This window comes from Brevirhabdus sp., assembly GCF_052826345.1.
Window position 1 is genome coordinate 1 of sequence record NZ_JBRBUA010000040.1, and the last position, 18,812, is coordinate 18,812.

Consider the following 18,812-nt stretch of genomic DNA (forward strand, 5'->3'; position numbering starts at 1 on the left):
CGAGCCCGTCGGTGACCTGCACGATCCAGTCGGCGATCTGGCGGAATTCGGCCTCGGCGAAGCCGCGGGTGGTGGCGGCGGGGCTGCCCAGCCGGATGCCCGAGGTGACGGTGGGCTTTTCGGGGTCGAACGGGATGCCGTTCTTGTTGCAGGTGATATGCGCGCGCCCCAGCGCGGCCTCCGTCGCGTTGCCCTTCACGCCCTTGGGCCGCAGGTCGACCAGCAGCAGGTGGCTGTCGGTGCCATGGGTGATCGTGTCGAGCCCGCCTTGGATCAACTGGTCCGAAAGCGCCTGAGCATTGGCGACCACCTGCTTGACATAGCTGGTGAATTCCGGGCGCAGCGCCTCGCCGAAAGCCACCGCCTTGGCGGCGATCACATGCATCAGCGGGCCGCCCTGGATGCCCGGGAAGATCGCCGAATTCACTTTCTTGGCGATTTCTTCATCATTGGTGAGGATCATACCCCCACGCGGGCCGCGCAGGGTCTTATGTGTGGTGGTCGTCGCCACATGCGCATGCGGGAAGGGAGAAGGATAGACGCCCGCGGCGACGAGCCCCGCGAAATGCGCCATGTCGACCAGCAGATAGGCGCCCACGCGGTCGGCGGCGGCACGCATCCGGGCGAAGTCGATGATGCGTGGAATGGCGGAGCCCCCGGCGATGATCATCTTCGGGCGGTGCTCATCGGCCAGCCGGTCGATCTGGTCGTAGTCGATCCGATGGTCGTCTTCGCGCACGCCGTATTGCACGGCGTTGAACCATTTGCCCGACTGGTTGGGCTTTGCCCCATGGGTCAGGTGGCCGCCCGCGTCGAGGCTCATGCCCAGGATGGTGTCGCCGGGCTTGAGCAGCGCCTGGAACACGCCCTGATTGGCCTGGCTGCCGGAATTGGGCTGCACATTGGCGAAATCGCAGCCAAAAAGCTGCCGCGCCCGGTCGATGGCGAGGGTTTCGGCCACATCCACGAACTCGCAGCCGCCGTAATAGCGGCGGCCCGGATAGCCTTCGGCGTATTTGTTGGTCATCACCGACCCCTGCGCCTGCATCACCGCCGCCGAGACGATGTTTTCGCTGGCGATCAGCTCGATCTCGTCGCGCTGGCGGCCCAGCTCGGACCGGATCGCGCCGAAAATCTCGGGATCGCGGGACTCCAGGTTTTCGGTGAAGAAATCATCAAGGCGGTGGGGGGCGTTCATGGCGGGACTCCATTTGTCCATGGGGGTTACAGGTGGTGTCACAGGGGTCTGGCGGGAATTCAGCCGGTCCAGCCGAGGCCCGCGGCGATGGTGTTCATCGTTTGCAGAAGCGGCACGGGTACGGTGTGGTTGTGCGCCCCGCCCACCGGCGCGCTGCCGCCGTCGGCGCTGCGCGCGTCGCGCAGCAAATCGGTCTGAAGCCGGTGCACCGCGGTCAACTGCGGCGCCACACGGGCAAAACGCGCGCGCAGCTGCGGAAAGCGCCGGGCCAGATCGTCTTCGCCGGTCAGAAACAGCACGGCGGCGCGGCTGGCGTCGTATTCGCGGGCGATCATGTCGAAGATTTGCCCCCGCAGGTCCGGCGCGCTCACCAGTTCCGCATAAAGGCGGGCCAGATCCATGTCGGTCTGGAACAGCGATTTTTCGACCTCATCCACGATCAGCCCGAACAGGGGTGATCGCGTCAGCATCCTGCGCAGCAGCCGGTCGCCCTGCGCCCCGCGAAACCGCCGGAAACTGCCCACGGCCGCGCCGAAGCCGTACCAGCCAGTGATCAGGTGGCGGTTCTGGCTCCAGGCGAACACCCAGGGGATGGCGCGCAGATCGGCCAGCGACGCCGCCCCGAACCGCCGCGCCGGACGCGAGCCGATTTTCAGCCGCGCGAGCTCCTCCACCGGACTGGCCTGCTGGAAATAGCTCAGGAATCCCGGCTGGTTGAGCAGCGTGGCATAGGCGGTTTGCGACATGCCCGACAGCGCCTCCAGCGCGTCGTCATGTTCGGGATCGCGCGCGGTCTCGACCGCGCCTGCACGGGCGCGCGCCGTATGCGCCAGCACCGAGGAGGCAAGCAATTCAAGCTGGCTCAGCGCCGTGCCGCGGTTGGCGTATTTTGACGAGACCACTTCGCCCTGATCGGTGGTGCGCATCCGGTCGACGACGGTGCCGGGCGGCTGCGCGGCGATGGCGCGTGCGGTGGGCGCGCCGCCCCGGCTGACCGATCCACCGCGGCCGTGAAAGAAAGCCGGGCGCAGATCCAGCGCCGCCAGCGCGCGGCTGATGCGCCGCTGCGCCTTGTCGAGCTCCCATGTGGAACAGAGAAAGCCGCCGTCCTTGTTGCTGTCGGAATAGCCCAGCATCACCTCGACCGCCGCGCCTTGCGCCTTGAGCGACCGGCGCGCCAGGGGCACCGACAGGAACTCGGCCAGGATCGCGGGCGCGGCGCGCAGGTCCTCGATCGTCTCGAAAAGCGGCACGACGCGAAGATCCAGCGTTTCGGCCCCGAAGCCCGCGTAACGCGCCAGCAGATAGACCGCCAGCAGGTCATCGCAGGAACGGGTCATCGACAGGATGAACGGCCCCGTCGCCTCCGGATCGGGGCCGTTGCGCGCCTCGCGCATCAGGCGCAGCAGCGCCAGCAGCTCTCGCACCGGCTCGCTGGCGCGATGCTGGTCGATATGGGCCAGCGCGGGCGCGGCCAGTTCGCGGCGCAGCCGGGCCGACCAGGCGGCAGTGCCGAATTCGGGGACCTCTTCGCCGGTCATCGCCCAGATCTCGCTCAGCACCGCGGTGGTGACGGTGGAATTCTGCCGGATGTCGAGCGTGGCGGTGCGAAAGCCGAAGACCTGCGCCTGCCTGCGGATCGGCCGGACGAGCCGCTGCGCCAGCCGACCGGCCCCGATCGCGTGCAGAGCGTTTTCGATGACCTCCAGATCGGCGATAAAATCCTGCACATGCGCATAGCCCGCGGGCACCGCAGCGATCCGTTGCGCCACCGTGCTCAGCGCCTGTCGGAACAGCTCGCCGGGGTTGCGCGCGGAGGCGGGATCGCCCTCGCGCGGCAGGACACGCGCAAGATCGGCCGCGACCGGCGCGGGCAGCGCCACGATCGCCGAGCTGATGGAAATGCGCGCCGCCGCCTCGTCCAGCCCGCGGCCGTATTCCCGCAGCACAGCCGCGCGGCCGCGCGACAGGGCGCGGGCGGTGGCCTGCGCGGTGACATTCGGATTACCGTCCCGGTCGCCGCCGATCCAGGAATGAAAGCGGATGCAGGGCTGGGCCTCTTTCGCGCCCGATGCGCCGCTGGCGCCGCCAAAGGGCGCCACCGCCTCGTTGAAGCGATCGTAAAGTTCGGGCACCGCCCGGTAGAGGCTGTCGCGAAAGAATTGCAGCCCCCAGTCGATTTCATCGTCCAGCGACGGTCGCTCCCGGCGCAGCTCCCCGGTCATCCAGAGCAGATCGATCTCGGCGCGGATGTCCTCCATCAGCGCGGCGCGTTCGCGCGGGGTCCAGCGGTGCGTTTCCAGCGAAACGAGCGTGCGATAGATCCGGCGGTGAATTTCCAGCACCGTCACGCGCTTGGCCTCGGTCGGATGTGCGGTCAGCGTGGGCCCCACCGACAGGCGGGACGCCGCCGCAAGGATGTCGGCGGTGGGGATGCCCTCCCCGTTCAGCTGGCGCAGCGCCTGGCAGAAGCTGCCGTCGACCGCGGCGGGACCATCCCTGGTCTCGACATGGCGCCGGTCGCGGATCTCGGCGTTTTCCTCGATGATGCGCAACAGCTGAAAGCGGATGTTGAGCGCTTGCAGGTAGGGGATGGCCGCGGCGCCACGCGGGATCTGCAAGCCGCCGCCCGATTGCAGCGCGGTGGCGACGGCGGGCGCGCGCTGCTCGATGACTTGCATCCACACCCCATGCAATTCGGCCCGCAGCCGGTCGGCATAATCCGAGGGCGGCGCGACAGGCGGAAAGGTCGGGGGACCGGCCGGGGGACCGGAGGGCCGCGCGGACGTATCGCCCCGCGTCTCGGACATCGGTGCCAGTCCCATCAGTTCACCCGGTCGCGTGGATCGCGTCCCTCGAAGAAATCGCGCAGGTTGTCGAGCACACGAAAGCCCATCGCCTCGCGCGCTTCGCGGGTGGCGCTGCCCAGATGCGGCAGCATCACCAGGTTGTCGTAGTCGCGCATCGCGGGGTTCACGGCCGGCTCACCCTCGAAGACATCGAGCGCGGCCCCCGCGATCGTGTCGAAGGCCAGCGCCTGCAACAATGCCGATTCCTCGACCACCTCGCCGCGCGCGGTGTTGATGAGATATGCGTCCGCGCGCATCAGGTTCAACCGTCGCGCGTCGATCAGATGGCGGTTCGCGGTGCCGCCGGGGCAATGCAGCGAGACGAAGTCGCATTGCGGCAGCAGCGCGTCGATACTGTCGGCCTGGCGCGCACCATATTGCGCCAATATCCGCGGGTCGACGGCGCTGCGGTTGTGCACGATCACCTCCATGCCGAAGCCGTGATGCGCGCGGCGCGCCATTTCGCGCCCGATGCGCCCGAAACCGACGATGCCCAGCACCTTGCCCGACACTTTGGTGCCGACCAGATGCGTGGGCCGCCAGCCGGTCCAGCGGCCTGCGCGCACCTCGCGCTCGCCCTCACCGGCACGGCGCGCGGCCATCAGCAGCAATGTCATCGCCAGATCGGCGGTGCATTCGCTCAGCACGTCGGGGGTGTTGGTCACCCGCATCCCGTGTCGCGCGGCGTGGTCCATGTCGATATGGCTGTAGCCCACGCCGTAATTCGCCAGAATCCGCGTGCGCGGGCGCGCAACCTCCAGCGCCTCGGGGCCCAGCCTGTCGGTGACCGTGGGCAGAACCGCGTCGTATTCGGTGAGCGCGGCACGGAAGTCGGAAAGCGACAGCGGCCTGTCGGCGGTGTTCAGCACGGTGTCGAATTCTTCCGACAGGCGCGCCTCGACCGCTTCGGGCCAGCGGCGCGTCACCAGTATCCTGGGCTTTGCCATTGTCGCCTTCCTTTTTCTCACAAACCCCTGAGGGTCGCCCTCATTGCATCGCGCGCGCGATGGTTTCTCCGATCACCGCGGGGTTTTCGGCCACGGTGACGCCCGCCGCCGTCAGGATCTCCACCTTTTCGCTGGCGCTTTCGCCGAATGCCGAAATGATGGCCCCCGCATGGCCCATCGTGCGGCCCTTGGGGGCGGTCAGCCCCGCGACATAAGCCACCACCGGCTTTGAGATGTGGTCGCGGATATATTCCGCGGCCTCGGCTTCCTGCGGGCCGCCGATCTCTCCGATCATGGCGATCAGGTGAGTTTCGTCGTCGTCCTCGAACTCCTGCAGGATGTCCTTGAACGACGAGCCGTTGATCGGATCGCCGCCGATGCCCACCGAAGTGGAAATGCCGATGCCGTGCTCCTTCAGCTGCGCCGCCGCCTCATAGCCCAGCGTGCCCGACCGGCCGATGATGCCGACGTTGCCCTGCAGGTAGATATGCCCCGGCATGATCCCCAGCAGCGCCTTGCCCGGGCTGATCGTGCCCGCGCAGTTGGGGCCGGTCAGCACCATGCGGCGTTCCTTGGGATAGCGCCACATGTAGCGTTTGACGCGGATCATGTCCTGCGCGGGGATGCCGTCGGTGATGCAGACGCAATACCGGATGCCCGCGTCCGCGGCCTCCATGATGCTGTCGGCTGCGAAGGGCGGCGGAACGAAAACCAGCGACGCTTCGGCCCCGGTCGCGGCTACCGCATCTTTCACGGTGTCGAAGACGGGAACTCCCTCGACCGTCTCGCCGCCCTTGCCCGGCACGACACCGCCAACCACGTTGGTGCCGTATTCTATCATGTCCTTGGTGTGGAAACGGGCCATCTTGCCGGTGATGCCCTGCACGATGACGCGCGTGTCGCGTTCCAGAAAGATGCTCATCAGATTGCCCTCACACGGGTTGCCTGGGACAGGTCGTTCTTCCATGCGCCGACGGCGCGCTCGGCCGCTTCCATCAATGTCGTCGCGCGGATCAGCGGCAGGCCGCTCTGGGCCAGGATCTTCTGGCCCGCCTCGACATTGGTGCCCGCCAGACGCACCACGACGGGCACATCCACCTCGACCTCGCGCAGCGCCTGCACGACGCCCTCGGCCACCCAGTCGCACCGGTTGATGCCCGCGAAGATGTTGACCAGAACCGCCTGCACGTTGCTGTCCGACATCACCAGGCGGAACGCCTTGGCCACCCTCTCGGGCGTGGCGCCGCCGCCGATGTCGAGGAAATTCGCAGGCTCGCCACCGGCCAGCTTGATCGTATCCATCGTCGCCATCGCCAGACCCGCCCCGTTGACGATGCAGCCGATGTTGCCGTCCAGCCCGACGTAGGACAGGCCGCGGTCGGCGGCGCGGCTTTCGCGCGGGTCCTCCTGGGACTTGTCGCGCAGCTCGGCGATCTGCGGATGCCGGAACAGCGCGTTGTCGTCGAAGGTCATCTTGGCGTCGAGCGCCAGGATGCGGTTGTCGCCGGTGACGACCAGCGGGTTGATCTCCACCATCGTGGCGTCCAGCTCGGTGAAGGCGCGGTAGCAGCCCTGCAAGGTGCGCACCATATGCTGCACCTGCGCAGGCTCGATCTTCAGCGCGAAGGCGATTTCGCGCGCCTGGAATTCCTGCAGGCCCACCGCGGGCTCGACCGTCGACCTGACGATGCTTTCGGGCTTGTTGGCGGAGATCTCCTCGATCTCCATCCCGCCCTCGGCGGAGGCCACGATCATCACCCGCTGGCTGGTGCGGTCCAGCACCAGGCCCAGATAGATCTCGCGCTGGATCGGCACCGCCGCCTCGACATAGACGCGGTAGATGCCCTTGCCCTGCGGCCCGGTCTGATGCGTCACCAGCTTCTGGCCGAACATGCCCTCGCAGGCGTCCTGGATCTGGGTGTCGCTGTCGCACAGCTTGACGCCGCCCGCCTTGCCCCGGCCGCCGGCATGGACCTGCGCCTTGACGATCCAGCGCTCGCCGCCCATCTCCCGCGCGCGGTACGCCGCCTGTTCGGGGCTGTAGGCCAGCGCGCCCTGCGGCACGGCCACGCCGAAGTTGCTGAGCACTTCCTTGGCCTGATATTCGTGAATGTCCATCCGGGTCTCCTCCCTGAAACCTGCGTGGCCTGTGTGACGCCGGGGCCTATTCGGCCGCCATCGCCATTTCCGCGCCGTTCTGGCGGTAGTATTCCTCCGCCGCGGCCACGCCCGAGCCCGCCTCGATCGGGATGCCCACGTCGCGCATCGCCATCTCGGCGCCCGCGATCGCGCTCAGCACCATAAGCTCGTTCAGATCGCCCAGATGGCCGATGCGGAACACCTTGCCCGCGACCACCGAAAGCCCGGCGCCCAGGCTCAGCCCATAGCGGTGATACGCGCGCGCGATGACATCATTGGCGTCGAAGCCCTCGGGCACGACGATCGCGCTGACGGTGTCGGAGTGCCATTTGGACTGCGTCGCGCAAAGCTTCAGCCCCCAGGCATCGACCGCGCGGCGCACGCCCTCGGCCAGGAAATGATGGCGCGCGAATATGTTGTCGAGCCCTTCCTCCAGCATCCGGTCGATCGACGCGCGCAGACCGCGCAGCAGCGACATCGGCGGGGTATAGGGGAAATAGCCGGTGGCGTTGGTCTTGATCATGTCGGCGAAATCGAAATAGCAGCGGCGCATCTGCGCGCTTTCGGCCGCCTTCAGCGCCTTTTGGCTGGCGCCCAGGATCGCAAGGCCCGCGGGCAGCATGAACCCCTTCTGCGAGCCCGAAACCGCCAGGTCCACGCCCCAGTCGTCCATCCGGAAATCCACCGACCCGATCGAGCTGACACCGTCCACATACAGCATCGCGGGGTGGTTTGCGGCGTCCATCGCGCGGCGCAGCCCCGCGATGTCGCTCTGCACGCCGGTCGCGGTCTCGTTCTGGGTGGCCAGCACCGCCTTAATGGCGTGGTCCGTGTCGGCCGCCAGTCGCTTGCCGAATTCCTCGACCGGCACGCCCGTGCCCCAGTCGCATTCGACCACTTCCACCTCGAGCCCGATGCGCTGGCACAGATCGATCCACAGGTGCGAGAACTGCCCGAAGCGCGCCGCCAGCACCTTGTCGCCGGGGTTCAGCGTATTGGTGATCGCCGCCTCCCAGCCGCCGGTGCCCGAGGCGGGGAAAACGAAGACCTGGCCCGTTTCGGTGCGAAAGATCTTCTTGAGATCGGCGAAGAGCGGCAGAATGAAATCCGGGATATCGGGCGCGCGGTGATCTTCCATCGGAACGTCGATGGCCTTGCGCACCGCTTCGGGAACATTGGTGGGGCCGGGAACGAAGAGGCTTTTGGGACCGGGCATTTTCATCTCCTTCAGCGTTTATTACTGCTATGAAACTTTGCTGATTATCAGGAAAGCCCGGATCGACATTGTCCGCAATATCCGTTACTCCTGCTTTCGGGTATCTAAATTGGTAGGTAAATACCCACCCTTTTTGGTAGTATGCGGCTGTATACCGAGAGTTCGCCCGTCTAAATGGGTAGGTTTTTGGCAAGGAGTCTTTGTTTTGCAAAGCGATAGCGCCCCCCGCACAGCGGTCACCGTGATGCTGGCGGATGCCAATCCGCTGGTTCTGTCGGCAATGTCGGAGATTTTCGACCGCGACCCGCGATTCTCTCTGGTGGCGACCTCCGCCACCGCGGAGGGCTTTCTGGGAACGGTGATGCGCGTGCCGGTCCAGGTCGGGGTGATCGACTGGAATCTTCCCGCGCTCGGCGGCGCCAAGCTGGTCGAGGTATTGCGCGAGCAGACCAACGCGCCGCGGCTGGTGGTCTATGGCGAAGAGACGGGCGATCTGCCGCGGCTGGCCATGACCGCGGGCGCCGCGGGCTTCGCGCCGCGCAGCGGCGCGGTCGAAGGGCTGCTGACCACCTGCGCCGATGTCGCGGGCGGAAAGATGGTCTTTCCCTTTCTCGACATCCGGCAATTGCAGCTCGACCCGATCCAGGCGCTGTCACGGCGAGAGCGCACCATGCTGGAGGCGTTGTCGAAAGGGCTGACCAACCGCGAGCTGTCGAAAGAGTTGGACATATCGACCAATACGGTCAAGTTTCACCTGTCGAACCTTTACGACAAATTGTCGGTCAAGAACCGCGCGCAGGCGATCGCCTTCTACTATTCCTCGCGCCTGCCGGGAGAACGCGGCGGCGGAAACGACGCGTAATTTGATTGCGTCCGCCGCGCAATTTATGAAAATTTATTTCTTGACAGGAAAAAGTTTTCTCCTCTTCTGTGATGCTCATTCCCGATCACCCCGCAAGGAGCGTAACCGAAAATGAGCTTTCATCCCATCGAACAGGCCCCCGCCCGATTGAACCGCAGCGAATTGGCCGTCCCCGGAAGTCAGCCCCAACTATTTGAGAAAGCGGCGCAATCCGACGTCGACGTGATTTTCCTCGACCTGGAGGACGCAGTGGCGCCGGACGAAAAGGCGCAGGCAAGAAAGAACATAATCAAGGCGCTGAACGAAATCGACTGGGGCAAGAAATCCATGTCGATTCGCATTAACGGTCTGGATACCCACTACATGTACCGTGATGTGGTGGATGTGGTCGAACAGGCGGGCGAACGGCTGGATCTCATCATGATCCCCAAGGTCGGCACCGCGGCCGATGTCTATGCCATCGACATGATGGTGACGCAGATCGAGGATGCGAAAGGATACGGCAAACGGATCGGCTTTGAACATATCATCGAAACCGCGCTCGGCATGCAGAACGTCGGCGAGATCGCGGCGGCGTCGCGGCGCAACGAGAGCCTGCATTTCGGCGTCGCCGACTATGCCGCATCCACCCGTGCGCGGACCACGATCATCGGCGGCGTGAACCGCGACTATTCGGTGCTGACCGATGCCGCGGACGACGGCAGCCGCGATGTGCATTGGGGGGATATGTGGCACTACGCGCTGGCGCGCATGGTGGTGGCCGCCCGCGCCAACGGCCTGCGCCCGATCGACGGCCCCTTCGGCGACTTCTCCGACAAGGAGGGATATGTGGCCGCCGCCCGCCGCGCCGCCGTTCTGGGCTGCGAGGGGAAATGGGCGATCCATCCCAGCCAGATCGCCCTGGCCAATGAGGTGATGAGCCCCTCCGACGCCGAGGTCGAGCGCGCGCGCCGCATCCTCGAAGCGATGGCCCAGGCGGAAGCCGAGGGCAAGGGCGCGGTGTCGCTCGACGGGCGGCTGATCGACTATGCCTCTATCCGTCAGGCCGAAGTTCTGGTTGAAAAGGCCAAGCAGATCGCAGGAGCCTAACGTGACCCACGCCAGTACGACCCCCGCCCGCCAAGAGACGCTTCGCAGCACCGCCCGTCGGCTTTTCGATGCGGCGTTGCGGGCGGCGGACCCGGCGGTCGCGCTGCGCGGCCATCTGAAAGATACCCCCCTGCCCGTGCCCGGCGCGGGGGGGCGGCTGATCTTGATCGCGGTGGGCAAGGCCGCGCCCGCCATGCTGACCGAGGCGCTCGCCCATCTGCCCGCGCGCGCCGATCACGTGGCGCTGGCGATCACGCAATACGGCAACGAGGCGCGGGTGCCCGGAGCCACGGTGTTGCAAACCGCGCATCCCGTTCCCGACCGGGCCGGGCTGGACGCCGGGCGCCGCGTGCTGGACCTGCTCGACCGCGCCGGCCCCGCGGATCGGATCGTCGCGCTGATCTCGGGCGGTGGCTCGGCGCTGCTGCCCGCCCCCGCGCCGGGGCTGAGCCTGGAGGACAAGGCGGCGGTGAACCGTCTGTTGCTGGCAAATGGGCTGGACATCGTGCAGATGAACCTGATCCGCCAGCAGCTGTCCCAGCTGAAAGGCGGCGGCTTTCTGCGCCATGCCGCCCCCGCCACGGTAACGGCCTATATCCTGTCGGACGTCATCGGGGACGATCTGCGCGCCATCGCCAGCGGCCCCACCGCGCGGCCGATCGGCACCCGGCAGGACGCGGCGGAGCTGATCCATGCGCGCGGCTTCTGGCACGATCTGCCCCCCGCGGTGCAGGCGCATCTGTCCGCCGATGCGCCCGCCCCCGAAACGTCCGCCGCGCGCAACACGCTCATTGGCAGCAACCGTCATTCGCTGGCCGCGATGCGCGAGGCGGCGCATGGGGAAAACTGGCACGCGACGATTGTCGACGACGCGCTGACCGGCGATGTGGCGGATGCCGCGCGGCGCATTCTGCACGCCGCGCAGGCCGCGCCGGAATCGCCTGTCGCACTGATCTTCGGCGGGGAAACCACGGTTCAGATCCGGGGCGACGGGCGCGGCGGGCGCAACCAGGAACTGGCCCTGCGCGTGGCGCTTGGCGCGGCCCGGATCTCACGGCCCTGGGTTTTCCTCAGCGGTGGCACCGACGGGCGCGACGGCCCGACCGACGCGGCGGGCGGCATCGTGGACGCGGGCACCGCGCCGCGCATCGCCGCCGCCGGCCGGGACGCCGCGGCGCTGCTCGCCAACAACGACAGCTACGCCGCGCTGGGGGCGGCGGGCGATCTGTTGATAACCGGCGCCAGCGGCACCAATGTGGCCGATGTTCAGGTGCTCATGCTGGGCTGACCCGCGCCGCCGCCCGCCCCGAGCGTCGCATCGCCGCCGTTCACCAGCGTCAGCGCCACGCGCCGAAAGGCCGAAAGCAGCCGCGCCGACAGCGCCGGGTCACGCGCGCACCGGCGCAGCGCGGTTTCCATCAGCGCCAGCCAGTTCTCGGCATCCTCATCGGTGATCGGCACATGCGCGTGCATCAGCCGCACGTCCATGTGCCCGTGTTTTTCGCGGTAGTGCTGCCGCCCGCCGAAAAAGCCGATCAGGAAATTCGCCTGCTCGATCCGGGCATGCGCGATCCCCTGGCCCCGCGCATGCAGCTTGCGCAGCGTCGTGCCGCGCGGATCGCTCTCGATCAGATCGTAGAAGGTTTCGACAAGTCGGGTCACGCCCGCCTCGCCACCGAGGGAGTCCAGAACAGATGGCATTGCATCCTCCTTTCCTTGCCGCACCGCCTTCCTGTGACCGGATAGTTCAGGATTGAGGCCGCGTCTTCTTCGGGTCGTAATGCGCGAAGGGCACGATGCTGGCGGGCAGCCGCTTTTGATGACCGTCCAGCTTGCCGACCTCCACCGCCGTGCCGACCTCGGCGTGGGCCACATCGACCCGCGCCAGCGCAATGTTCTTGCCCAGCAGCGGCGAGCGCATCGAGGAGGTGACCTCGCCCACCTGCGCGCGGCCGACATGCACGCAATCGCCGTGATGCACGTCGATGTTGCTGTCGATGTCCAGCCCGACCATCTTGCGGGCGGGATGTTCCTTGCGCCGGATCAGCGCCTCGCGGCCGATGAAGTCGTCCTCTTTCGATTTCAGCGGCACGGTAAAGCCGATGCCCGCCTCGAACGGATCGGTCTGGTCGGAAAAATCGTAACCCGCAAAGATCAGCCCGGCCTCGATGCGCACCATGTCCAGCGCCTCCAATCCCATGGGGCGCAGCCCGTGATCCTGGCCCGCCGCCCAGATCGCGTCGAAAACCTCCGGCGCGTGCTTGGGATGGCAGAATACCTCATAGCCCAGCTCGCCGGTATAGCCGGTGCGCGAGACGACGACCGGCAGCCCATGCTCGTCGCCGATGCGGCCCACGGTGAAGCGGAACCAGCCAAGTTCGTCGAAGGCGGGCTGATGGGGCGCGGTCCAGATGATCTTTTTCAGCAGATCACGGCTTTCGGGGCCCTGCACCGCGACGTTGTGCAGCTGATCGGTGGAGGAGCGCACGAGCACCTTCAACCCCAGCTTTTCCGCCTGTTCGCGCATCCATTCGCCGGAATAATCGTCGCCGCCGATCCAGCGGAAATTGTCGCGCCCCAGCCGGAACAACGTGCCGTCGTCGATCATGCCGCCGTGCGGATAGCACATGGCGGTATAGACCACCTGCCCCACCGCCAGCTTCTTGATGTTGCGGGTAAATATATACTGACACAGCGCTTCGGCGTCGGGACCGGTCACCTCGAACTTGCGCAGCGGCGACAGATCCATGATCACCGCCTTTTCGCGGCAGGCCCAGTATTCCTCGATCGGGCCCGCCTCGGCAAAGCAATTGGCCAGCCAATAGCCGCGGTATTCCACGAAATTCCGGGTCATCTTTGCAAACCGCTCGTGAAACCCGGTTTCCTTGGTCATCTTCGGCTCCGATTCTGGGGTCGCGCGGATCGCGATCGCGCGGCTGAATTTCTCCGCACCCGAATAGGTGCGGACGTGAATGTCGGTGGGGTTCCAGCCGTTCGACGGCGAAGTGTCGTCGGGGCAGGCGGAATTCACGCAGACGATATCCGTCAGCGCGCGCAGCAACACGTAATCGCCCGGCCGCGACCAGGGCTCGTCCGAGAACATCACCCCATGCGCATCGACGTCGGTATTGAAGAAGAAGTTCGCCGCCATCCAGCCCCCACGCGGCCCGATGCCCTTTTCGCCCAGCACCGCGTTGAAGTTGTCGGTGCAGTTGACGTGGCCGGGATAGCCCATGTCATCGTAATATTTCGCATAGCAGGCCAGCGAAAAGGCATCGTGCCGCCCGCAGGTGTCCTGGATCACCTCGACCAGCGGGGTCATGTCCTGATCGTAGTATTTCGCATGCAGCCCCGGCATCGGATAGCTGTGGCCCATGACCGAACGCGTCGCCGTGACATCAAGCGGCAGTTCACGCCCCTCGTCGAGCTTGCGGGCGGAAAAGCACTGGAAATCGGTGCATTGCCGACCGTCGACGTCGATCACCTGGATATAATCGCCCGCCTTGACGAAATAGGCCTCGGCGGTCGCGTTCTTCACGCGCAGGTCCAGCACCGGGTCGGCCAGCGGGTCGGGCAGCTCGAACCGGGCCTTGCTGCGCAGCGTGGCGCGTTTGAGCAGCACGCTGAGCGGCGTGGCGGTATCCTGCGCATCGAGATCCATGATGCCGCCCGGCGCCGCGATGACGAGCACGCCGTCGCGCTGCACCGAAAGCTCCACCGCTTCGCGCGGGGGGGTGGTGGCGTCGAAAAACCGCACGCCCGTCGCGCGGCTGAGATCGAGGTTCCGCGCCTCCAGCCCCAAGCGAAGGCTGCGCAGCGAGCGGTCGGGCTCCAGCAGCAGCGCCTTGAGCCCGTCGGCGTCGGAATTGGCCTTTTCGCCCAGGATGCCGGCGTCGATCTTGCCACTGGCGTCGGCGGCCACGATCTCGCAGGGTTGGCCACCCTCATCGTTGCTGATCGTCAGCCGGTCGCCTTCGTGGACCGCGATGAGGACCGCCCCGGCGCCCTGGACCACATAGCGTTCGCTGCCGGGGGGCAGGCTGAAGGCGCTAGGCTGGTAGAGCTGGCTGGGGCGCGGCGGCCCCGGGTTCACCTTGGGAAACTTCGTGTCCAACATGGGGCCATCCTCCTCGAATCCGAGCTGGCTAGAGTTGCACCAGAGGAATAAAAATTTATCCTGAATGCTAGCGCCGAGTCGTCCGCCATGCAAGAATTGTTATTGACCCCGAGGAGCAGCTGCAACATTCGCTCAAAGCGGGCAAGAGGCAAAAGGAATACGGGTGTGAATACACTGGCGTTGGGCATTTTGGCAGCCGTGGCCTGGGGGTTTCACGACTTTTCGGTGCGTTTCGTCACGCAGCGCGGCGGAATCCACGCGGCGGTGATGACAGCGCTTGTCGTGGGGGCGGTCGTTCTGGTGCCGGTCACCGTCGCGGTGGGCGGATGGGCGGCGTTGAGCTGGACGGGCGCGGCGCTGGCCGCATCGGCGGGGGTGGCCTATGCGATGGGGGTCATGGGCCTCTACCGCGCCTTCGCCATCGGCCCGGTGCGGCTGGTGGCGCCGATCGTCGGCGGCTATCCGATCCTGTCCGTGGCCTGGGCACGGCTGTCGGGCCAGCCCGTCGGCACCGATCAATGGCTGGCCGTGCTGGCGGTGGTGGGGGGCGTGGCCCTCGTCGCGGTGCTGTCGGACGAGCAGGCAGGTCCCGGCGGCAAGCGCGCGGCGATCCTCTGGGCGGTGGCGGGCGGCGGCGGCTTCGCGGCAACCTTTGCGCTGGGGCAGGCGGCCACCGCCCAGGGCGCCGGGCTGCCGGTCATCCTGATCACCCGGCTTGCCGCCATCGCCTGCATCGCGGCGCTGGCGGCCGCGACCGCGCGCGCGCTGCGCCCGGAACGGCGCAACCTGCCGCTGCTGTGCGTGATGGGGGTGCTGGATGCGACCGCATTGTCGGTGGTGCTGATCGCGGGCACCATGCCGCAGCCGCAATTCGCCGCCGTCGCCTCCTCGACCTTCGGGGTCATCACCATCGTGCTGACCTGGGCGTTTCTCAAGGAACGGATGAGCCTGCCGCAATGGCTGGGCGTGCTGATCGTCTTCGCCGGGATCGGCTATCTCGGACACTGATCCCCCGCGCGGGGAAATCCGCATCCGGGCGCCGACGCGGGGGCGCGGCCCCCGCACCCCCGGGATATTTCCGACCAGAAGAAGACGGGCGCGTTCAGTCGAGCCAGCCCGCGACCCGCTGGCGCTGGTGGGCAACCATGGCGTTGCGCATCAGGATGGCCACGGTGACGGGGCCGACGCCGCCGGGCACGGGCGTGATCCATCCCGCGACCTCGCGCACCGCGTCGGTGTCGACATCGCCCACGATGCGCGTCTGCCCGTCCTCGTCGGTGATCTGGTTGATGCCGATGTCGATGACCACCGCCCCCGGCTTGATCATGTCGGGGCCGACCAGATGCGGCTTGCCCACCGCCACGACCACCACATCCGCCCGCCGGGAGTGCATCGCGACCGAACGCGTCATGTGGTGGCAGACGGTGACCGTCGCACCCTCGGCCATCAACAGGAAAGCCGCGGGCTTGCCCACGATTTCCGAATGGCCGATCATCACCACCTCCAGCCCCTGCATCGGCAGGCCCGTCTCGCGTATCAACTCCACCGAGGCGGCGGCGGTGCAGGGCGCCAGCGCCACGTCGGAATAGACGATGTTGCCGATCGAGGCCGGGTTCATCCCCTCCACGTCCTTGAGCGGGTGGATCGCCGATTGCAGCGAGCGCAGGTTGATATGCGCGGGCACCGGGCGTTGCAGGATGACACCCAGCACACCCGGATCGTCGTTCATCCCGGCGATCAGCGCCTTGGCGTCCTCCTGCGTGATGTCCGCGCTCCAGAGCTGCTGGTCGAAGGGGATGCCCGCCTGCGCCGCGCCCCGCGCCTGATTGCGCATGTAGACCGCCACCTCGGGCGTGTCGCCGATGCAGATCGAGACCAGCCGACCCTGCGCCCCCTCGGCGCGCACGCCCTCCATATAGGCCGCGACCTGCGCGAGGATGCGCGCGCGCACCGGCTTGCCCATCAGCAGGCGGTGATCGCGCAACGTCTCGTTCGTCACGCCGTCAGGCCTTCGGGTTCGGGCAGGTTGCGGGCCCGGCAGCAGGCCGTCAGCGTGTTGGCCAGCAGGCAGGCGATGGTCATCGGACCGACGCCACCCGGCACCGGGGTGATCGCACCCGCGACCTCTGCCGCGCTGGCGTAATCCACATCGCCGACCAGCCGCGTCTTGCCCTCGCCCTTTTCAGGCGCGTCGATACGGTTGATGCCCACGTCGATCACCGTGGCGCCCGGCTTGATCCAGTCGCCCGGCACCATTTCCGGCCGCCCCACCGCCGCCACCACGATATCGGCGCGGCGCACGACCTCGGGCAGATCCCTGGTGCGGCTGTGCGCGATGGTCACGGTGCAGCTGTCGCCCAGCAAAAGCTGCGCCATCGGCTTGCCCACGATGTTGGAGCGCCCCAGCACCACGGCGTTCATCCCCGACAGCGACCCGTGCTGCGCGCGCAGCAGCATCAGGCACCCCAGCGGCGTGCAGGGAACCATGCTCTTCTGCCCGGTGCCCAGCCGACCGACGTTGGAAATATGGAACCCGTCCACATCCTTCTCGGGCGCGATCGCGTTGATCACCAGATCCTCGTTCATATGCGCAGGCAGCGGCAGCTGCACCAGAATGCCGTGCACCTTGGGATCGGCGTTCAGCTGCTGCACCACGGCCAGCAGCTCGTCTTGCGACACCGACGCGTCGAGCTTGTGCTCGAAGCTTTCCATGCCGGCCTCGACGGTCTGCTTGCCCTTGGACCGGACATAGACCTGGCTGGCCGGATCCTCGCCCACCAGCACGACGGCCAGACCGGGCGTTATCCCGTGCTCATCCTTCAGGCGGGCCACATGTTCCGCCACCCGTCCGCGCACCTCCGCCGCGAATTCCTTGCCGTCGATCACCTGTGCCGCCATGCCGCCACTCCCTGCCTTGTCTTCATTGTCGTCCAAATATCCCTGCCGGAGGCCTCCCCGGGGCCGGGCTCGAGGCCCCCGCCCCGGGGCTTGCCGATCAGAACAGGCCTTCGATTTGCCCCGCGTCGTTGAGTCTGATCGCCTCGGCCGAAGGCGTGCGCGGCAGACCCGGCATCGTCATGATCTCGCCGCAGATCACCACCACGAAGCCCGCGCCCGCGCTCAGCCGCACCTCGCGGACCGGCACGCTGTGGCCCGTGGGCGCACCGCGCCGGTTCGGATCGGTGGTAAAGCTGTATTGCGTCTTCGCCATGCAGATCGGCAGCTTGCCATAGCCCTGCGATTCCCACTCCTTCAGCTGATCCCGGATCTTCTTGTCGGCCAGAACCTCATCGGCATGATAGATCCGCTTGGCAATGGTTTCGATCTTCTGGAACAGCGGCATATCGTCGTCGTAGAGCGGGGCGAAATTCGCCGTGCCGCCCTCCGCGATTTCCGCCACGCGGGTGGCCAGCGCCTCGGTTCCTTCGGACCCCTTCGCCCAGTGCTGGCACAAGATCGCCTCGGACCCGTGGGAGGAGACGAACTCCCGCACCGCCTCAACCTCGGCGTCGGTGTCGGTGACGAAGTGGTTGATCGCCACCACGACCGGCACGCCGAAGGATTTGACGTTGGAGATGTGGCGGCCGAGGTTGGGGCAGCCCGCCTTGACCGCCTCGACGTTCTCGGTGCCCAGATCGGCCTTGGCCACGCCGCCATTCATCTTCATCGCGCGCACCGTGGCGACCAGCACCACGCAGGCGGGCTTCAGCCCGGCCTTGCGGCATTTGATGTTCATGAACTTCTCGGCACCCAGATCCGCGCCGAAGCCCGCTTCGGTCACGACATAATCGGCCAGCTTCAGCGCGGTCGTCGTCGCGATGACGGAGTTGCAGCCATGCGCGATGTTGGCGAAGGGGCCACCATGCACGAAGGCGGGGTTGTTTTCCAGCGTCTGCACCAGATTGGGCTGCATCGCGTCCTTCAAGAGCACGGTCATCGCGCCGTCGGCCTTGATGTCGCGCGCAAAAACCGGGGTCTTGTCGCGGCGATAGGCCACGATCATGTCGCCCAGCCGCTTTTGCAGATCATCGAGATTGCGCGCCAGGCACAGGATCGCCATGACCTCGGAGGCGACGGTGATGTCGAAGCCGGTTTCGCGCGGAAAGCCGTTGGCCACACCGCCCAGGCTGGCGGTGATCTGGCGCAGCGCGCGGTCGTTCATGTCCACGACCCGGCGCCAGGCCACACGGCGCACGTCTATTTCCAGCTCGTTGCCCCAGTAGATGTGGTTGTCGATCATGGCCGACAGCAGGTTATGCGCGCTGGTGATCGCGTGGAAATCGCCGGTGAAATGGAGGTTCATCTCCTCCATCGGCACGATCTGCGCGTAACCGCCGCCTGCCGCCCCGCCCTTCATGCCGAAATTCGGCCCGAGCGAGGCTTCGCGGATGCAGA

Annotated in this window: 15 protein-coding genes; 4 read left to right on the forward strand and 11 right to left on the reverse strand. The window is 66.7% G+C overall.

All coding sequences use genetic code 11. The features are described from left to right. From glyA to bhcA, 6 genes are all read right to left on the reverse strand, one after another. Window positions 1-1,198: serine hydroxymethyltransferase (gene glyA, locus ACU0BR_RS05225; RefSeq protein ID WP_446155789.1), on the reverse strand; the 1,198-nt coding region annotated here is incomplete at its 3' end. A 59-nt stretch (window positions 1,199-1,257) separates the two neighbouring features. Further along, window positions 1,258-3,879, reverse strand: coding sequence for a phosphoenolpyruvate carboxylase (locus ACU0BR_RS05230; RefSeq protein WP_446155790.1), 2,622 nt, complete (start codon window positions 3,877-3,879; stop codon window positions 1,258-1,260). 143 nt (window positions 3,880-4,022) lie between these two features. Next, the gene (locus ACU0BR_RS05235; RefSeq protein ID WP_446155791.1) at window positions 4,023-4,994 is read right to left on the reverse strand and encodes a 2-hydroxyacid dehydrogenase; all 972 of its coding nucleotides are present in this window, start codon (window positions 4,992-4,994) and stop codon (window positions 4,023-4,025) included. A gap of 40 nt (window positions 4,995-5,034) precedes the next feature. After that, window positions 5,035-5,916, reverse strand: coding sequence for a succinate--CoA ligase subunit alpha (gene sucD / locus ACU0BR_RS05240; RefSeq protein WP_446155792.1), 882 nt, complete (start codon window positions 5,914-5,916; stop codon window positions 5,035-5,037). After that, window positions 5,916-7,112 (reverse strand): malate--CoA ligase subunit beta, encoded by a 1,197-nt coding sequence (locus tag ACU0BR_RS05245; protein WP_446155793.1) that lies wholly within the window; start codon window positions 7,110-7,112, stop codon window positions 5,916-5,918. The genes sucD and ACU0BR_RS05245 overlap by 1 nt, the downstream gene beginning before the upstream one ends. A 46-nt stretch (window positions 7,113-7,158) precedes the next feature. Next, window positions 7,159-8,349, reverse strand: a complete 1,191-nt coding sequence (gene bhcA, locus ACU0BR_RS05250) for an L-aspartate--glyoxylate aminotransferase BhcA (RefSeq protein WP_446155794.1) — start codon at window positions 8,347-8,349, stop codon at window positions 7,159-7,161. A 244-nt stretch (window positions 8,350-8,593) separates the two neighbouring features. On the opposite strand from bhcA, the gene ACU0BR_RS05255 reads away from it, so the two are divergent. From ACU0BR_RS05255 to ACU0BR_RS05265, 3 genes are all read left to right on the forward strand, one after another. After that, a complete protein-coding gene (locus tag ACU0BR_RS05255) occupies window positions 8,594-9,211 on the forward strand; it encodes a response regulator transcription factor (RefSeq protein WP_446155801.1) in 618 nt (205 codons plus the stop codon). A gap of 111 nt (window positions 9,212-9,322) precedes the next feature. Continuing rightward, window positions 9,323-10,300, forward strand: a complete 978-nt coding sequence (locus tag ACU0BR_RS05260) for an HpcH/HpaI aldolase/citrate lyase family protein (RefSeq protein WP_446155795.1) — start codon at window positions 9,323-9,325, stop codon at window positions 10,298-10,300. 1 nt (window position 10,301) lies between these two features. After that, window positions 10,302-11,588 carry a glycerate kinase type-2 family protein gene (locus tag ACU0BR_RS05265; RefSeq protein ID WP_446155796.1) on the forward strand — a complete coding sequence of 429 codons (1,287 nt, stop codon included), beginning with the start codon at window positions 10,302-10,304 and terminating at the stop codon, window positions 11,586-11,588. Here ACU0BR_RS05265 and ACU0BR_RS05270 read toward each other — a convergent pair. Together ACU0BR_RS05270 and ACU0BR_RS05275 are read right to left on the reverse strand one after the other, a co-directional pair. Then, on the reverse strand, window positions 11,567-12,001 hold the full coding sequence (locus ACU0BR_RS05270; RefSeq protein WP_446155797.1) for a group II truncated hemoglobin: 435 nt from the start codon (window positions 11,999-12,001) through the stop codon (window positions 11,567-11,569). The genes ACU0BR_RS05265 and ACU0BR_RS05270 overlap by 22 nt on opposite strands. Window positions 12,002-12,047: 46 nt before the next feature. Further along, the gene (locus tag ACU0BR_RS05275; RefSeq protein WP_446155798.1) at window positions 12,048-14,417 is read right to left on the reverse strand and encodes a DUF1989 domain-containing protein; all 2,370 of its coding nucleotides are present in this window, start codon (window positions 14,415-14,417) and stop codon (window positions 12,048-12,050) included. A gap of 165 nt (window positions 14,418-14,582) precedes the next feature. Here ACU0BR_RS05275 and ACU0BR_RS05280 point away from each other — a divergent pair, with 165 nt between their 5' ends. Further along, window positions 14,583-15,425 carry an EamA family transporter gene (locus ACU0BR_RS05280; RefSeq protein WP_446155799.1) on the forward strand — a complete coding sequence of 281 codons (843 nt, stop codon included), beginning with the start codon at window positions 14,583-14,585 and terminating at the stop codon, window positions 15,423-15,425. Between the two features lie 94 nt (window positions 15,426-15,519). Here ACU0BR_RS05280 and ACU0BR_RS05285 read toward each other — a convergent pair whose 3' ends face one another. From ACU0BR_RS05285 to ACU0BR_RS05295, 3 genes are all read right to left on the reverse strand, one after another. Further along, entirely contained in the window at window positions 15,520-16,380 is an 861-nt protein-coding gene (locus ACU0BR_RS05285) for a bifunctional 5,10-methylenetetrahydrofolate dehydrogenase/5,10-methenyltetrahydrofolate cyclohydrolase (protein ID WP_446155802.1), read from the reverse strand. Between the two features lie 32 nt (window positions 16,381-16,412). Then, a complete protein-coding gene (gene folD / locus ACU0BR_RS05290; protein ID WP_446155803.1) occupies window positions 16,413-17,315 on the reverse strand; it encodes a bifunctional methylenetetrahydrofolate dehydrogenase/methenyltetrahydrofolate cyclohydrolase FolD in 903 nt (300 codons plus the stop codon). Between the two features lie 97 nt (window positions 17,316-17,412). Continuing rightward, the coding region (locus tag ACU0BR_RS05295) for a formate--tetrahydrofolate ligase (protein WP_446155800.1) at window positions 17,413-18,812 on the reverse strand (1,400 nt) is incomplete at its 5' end.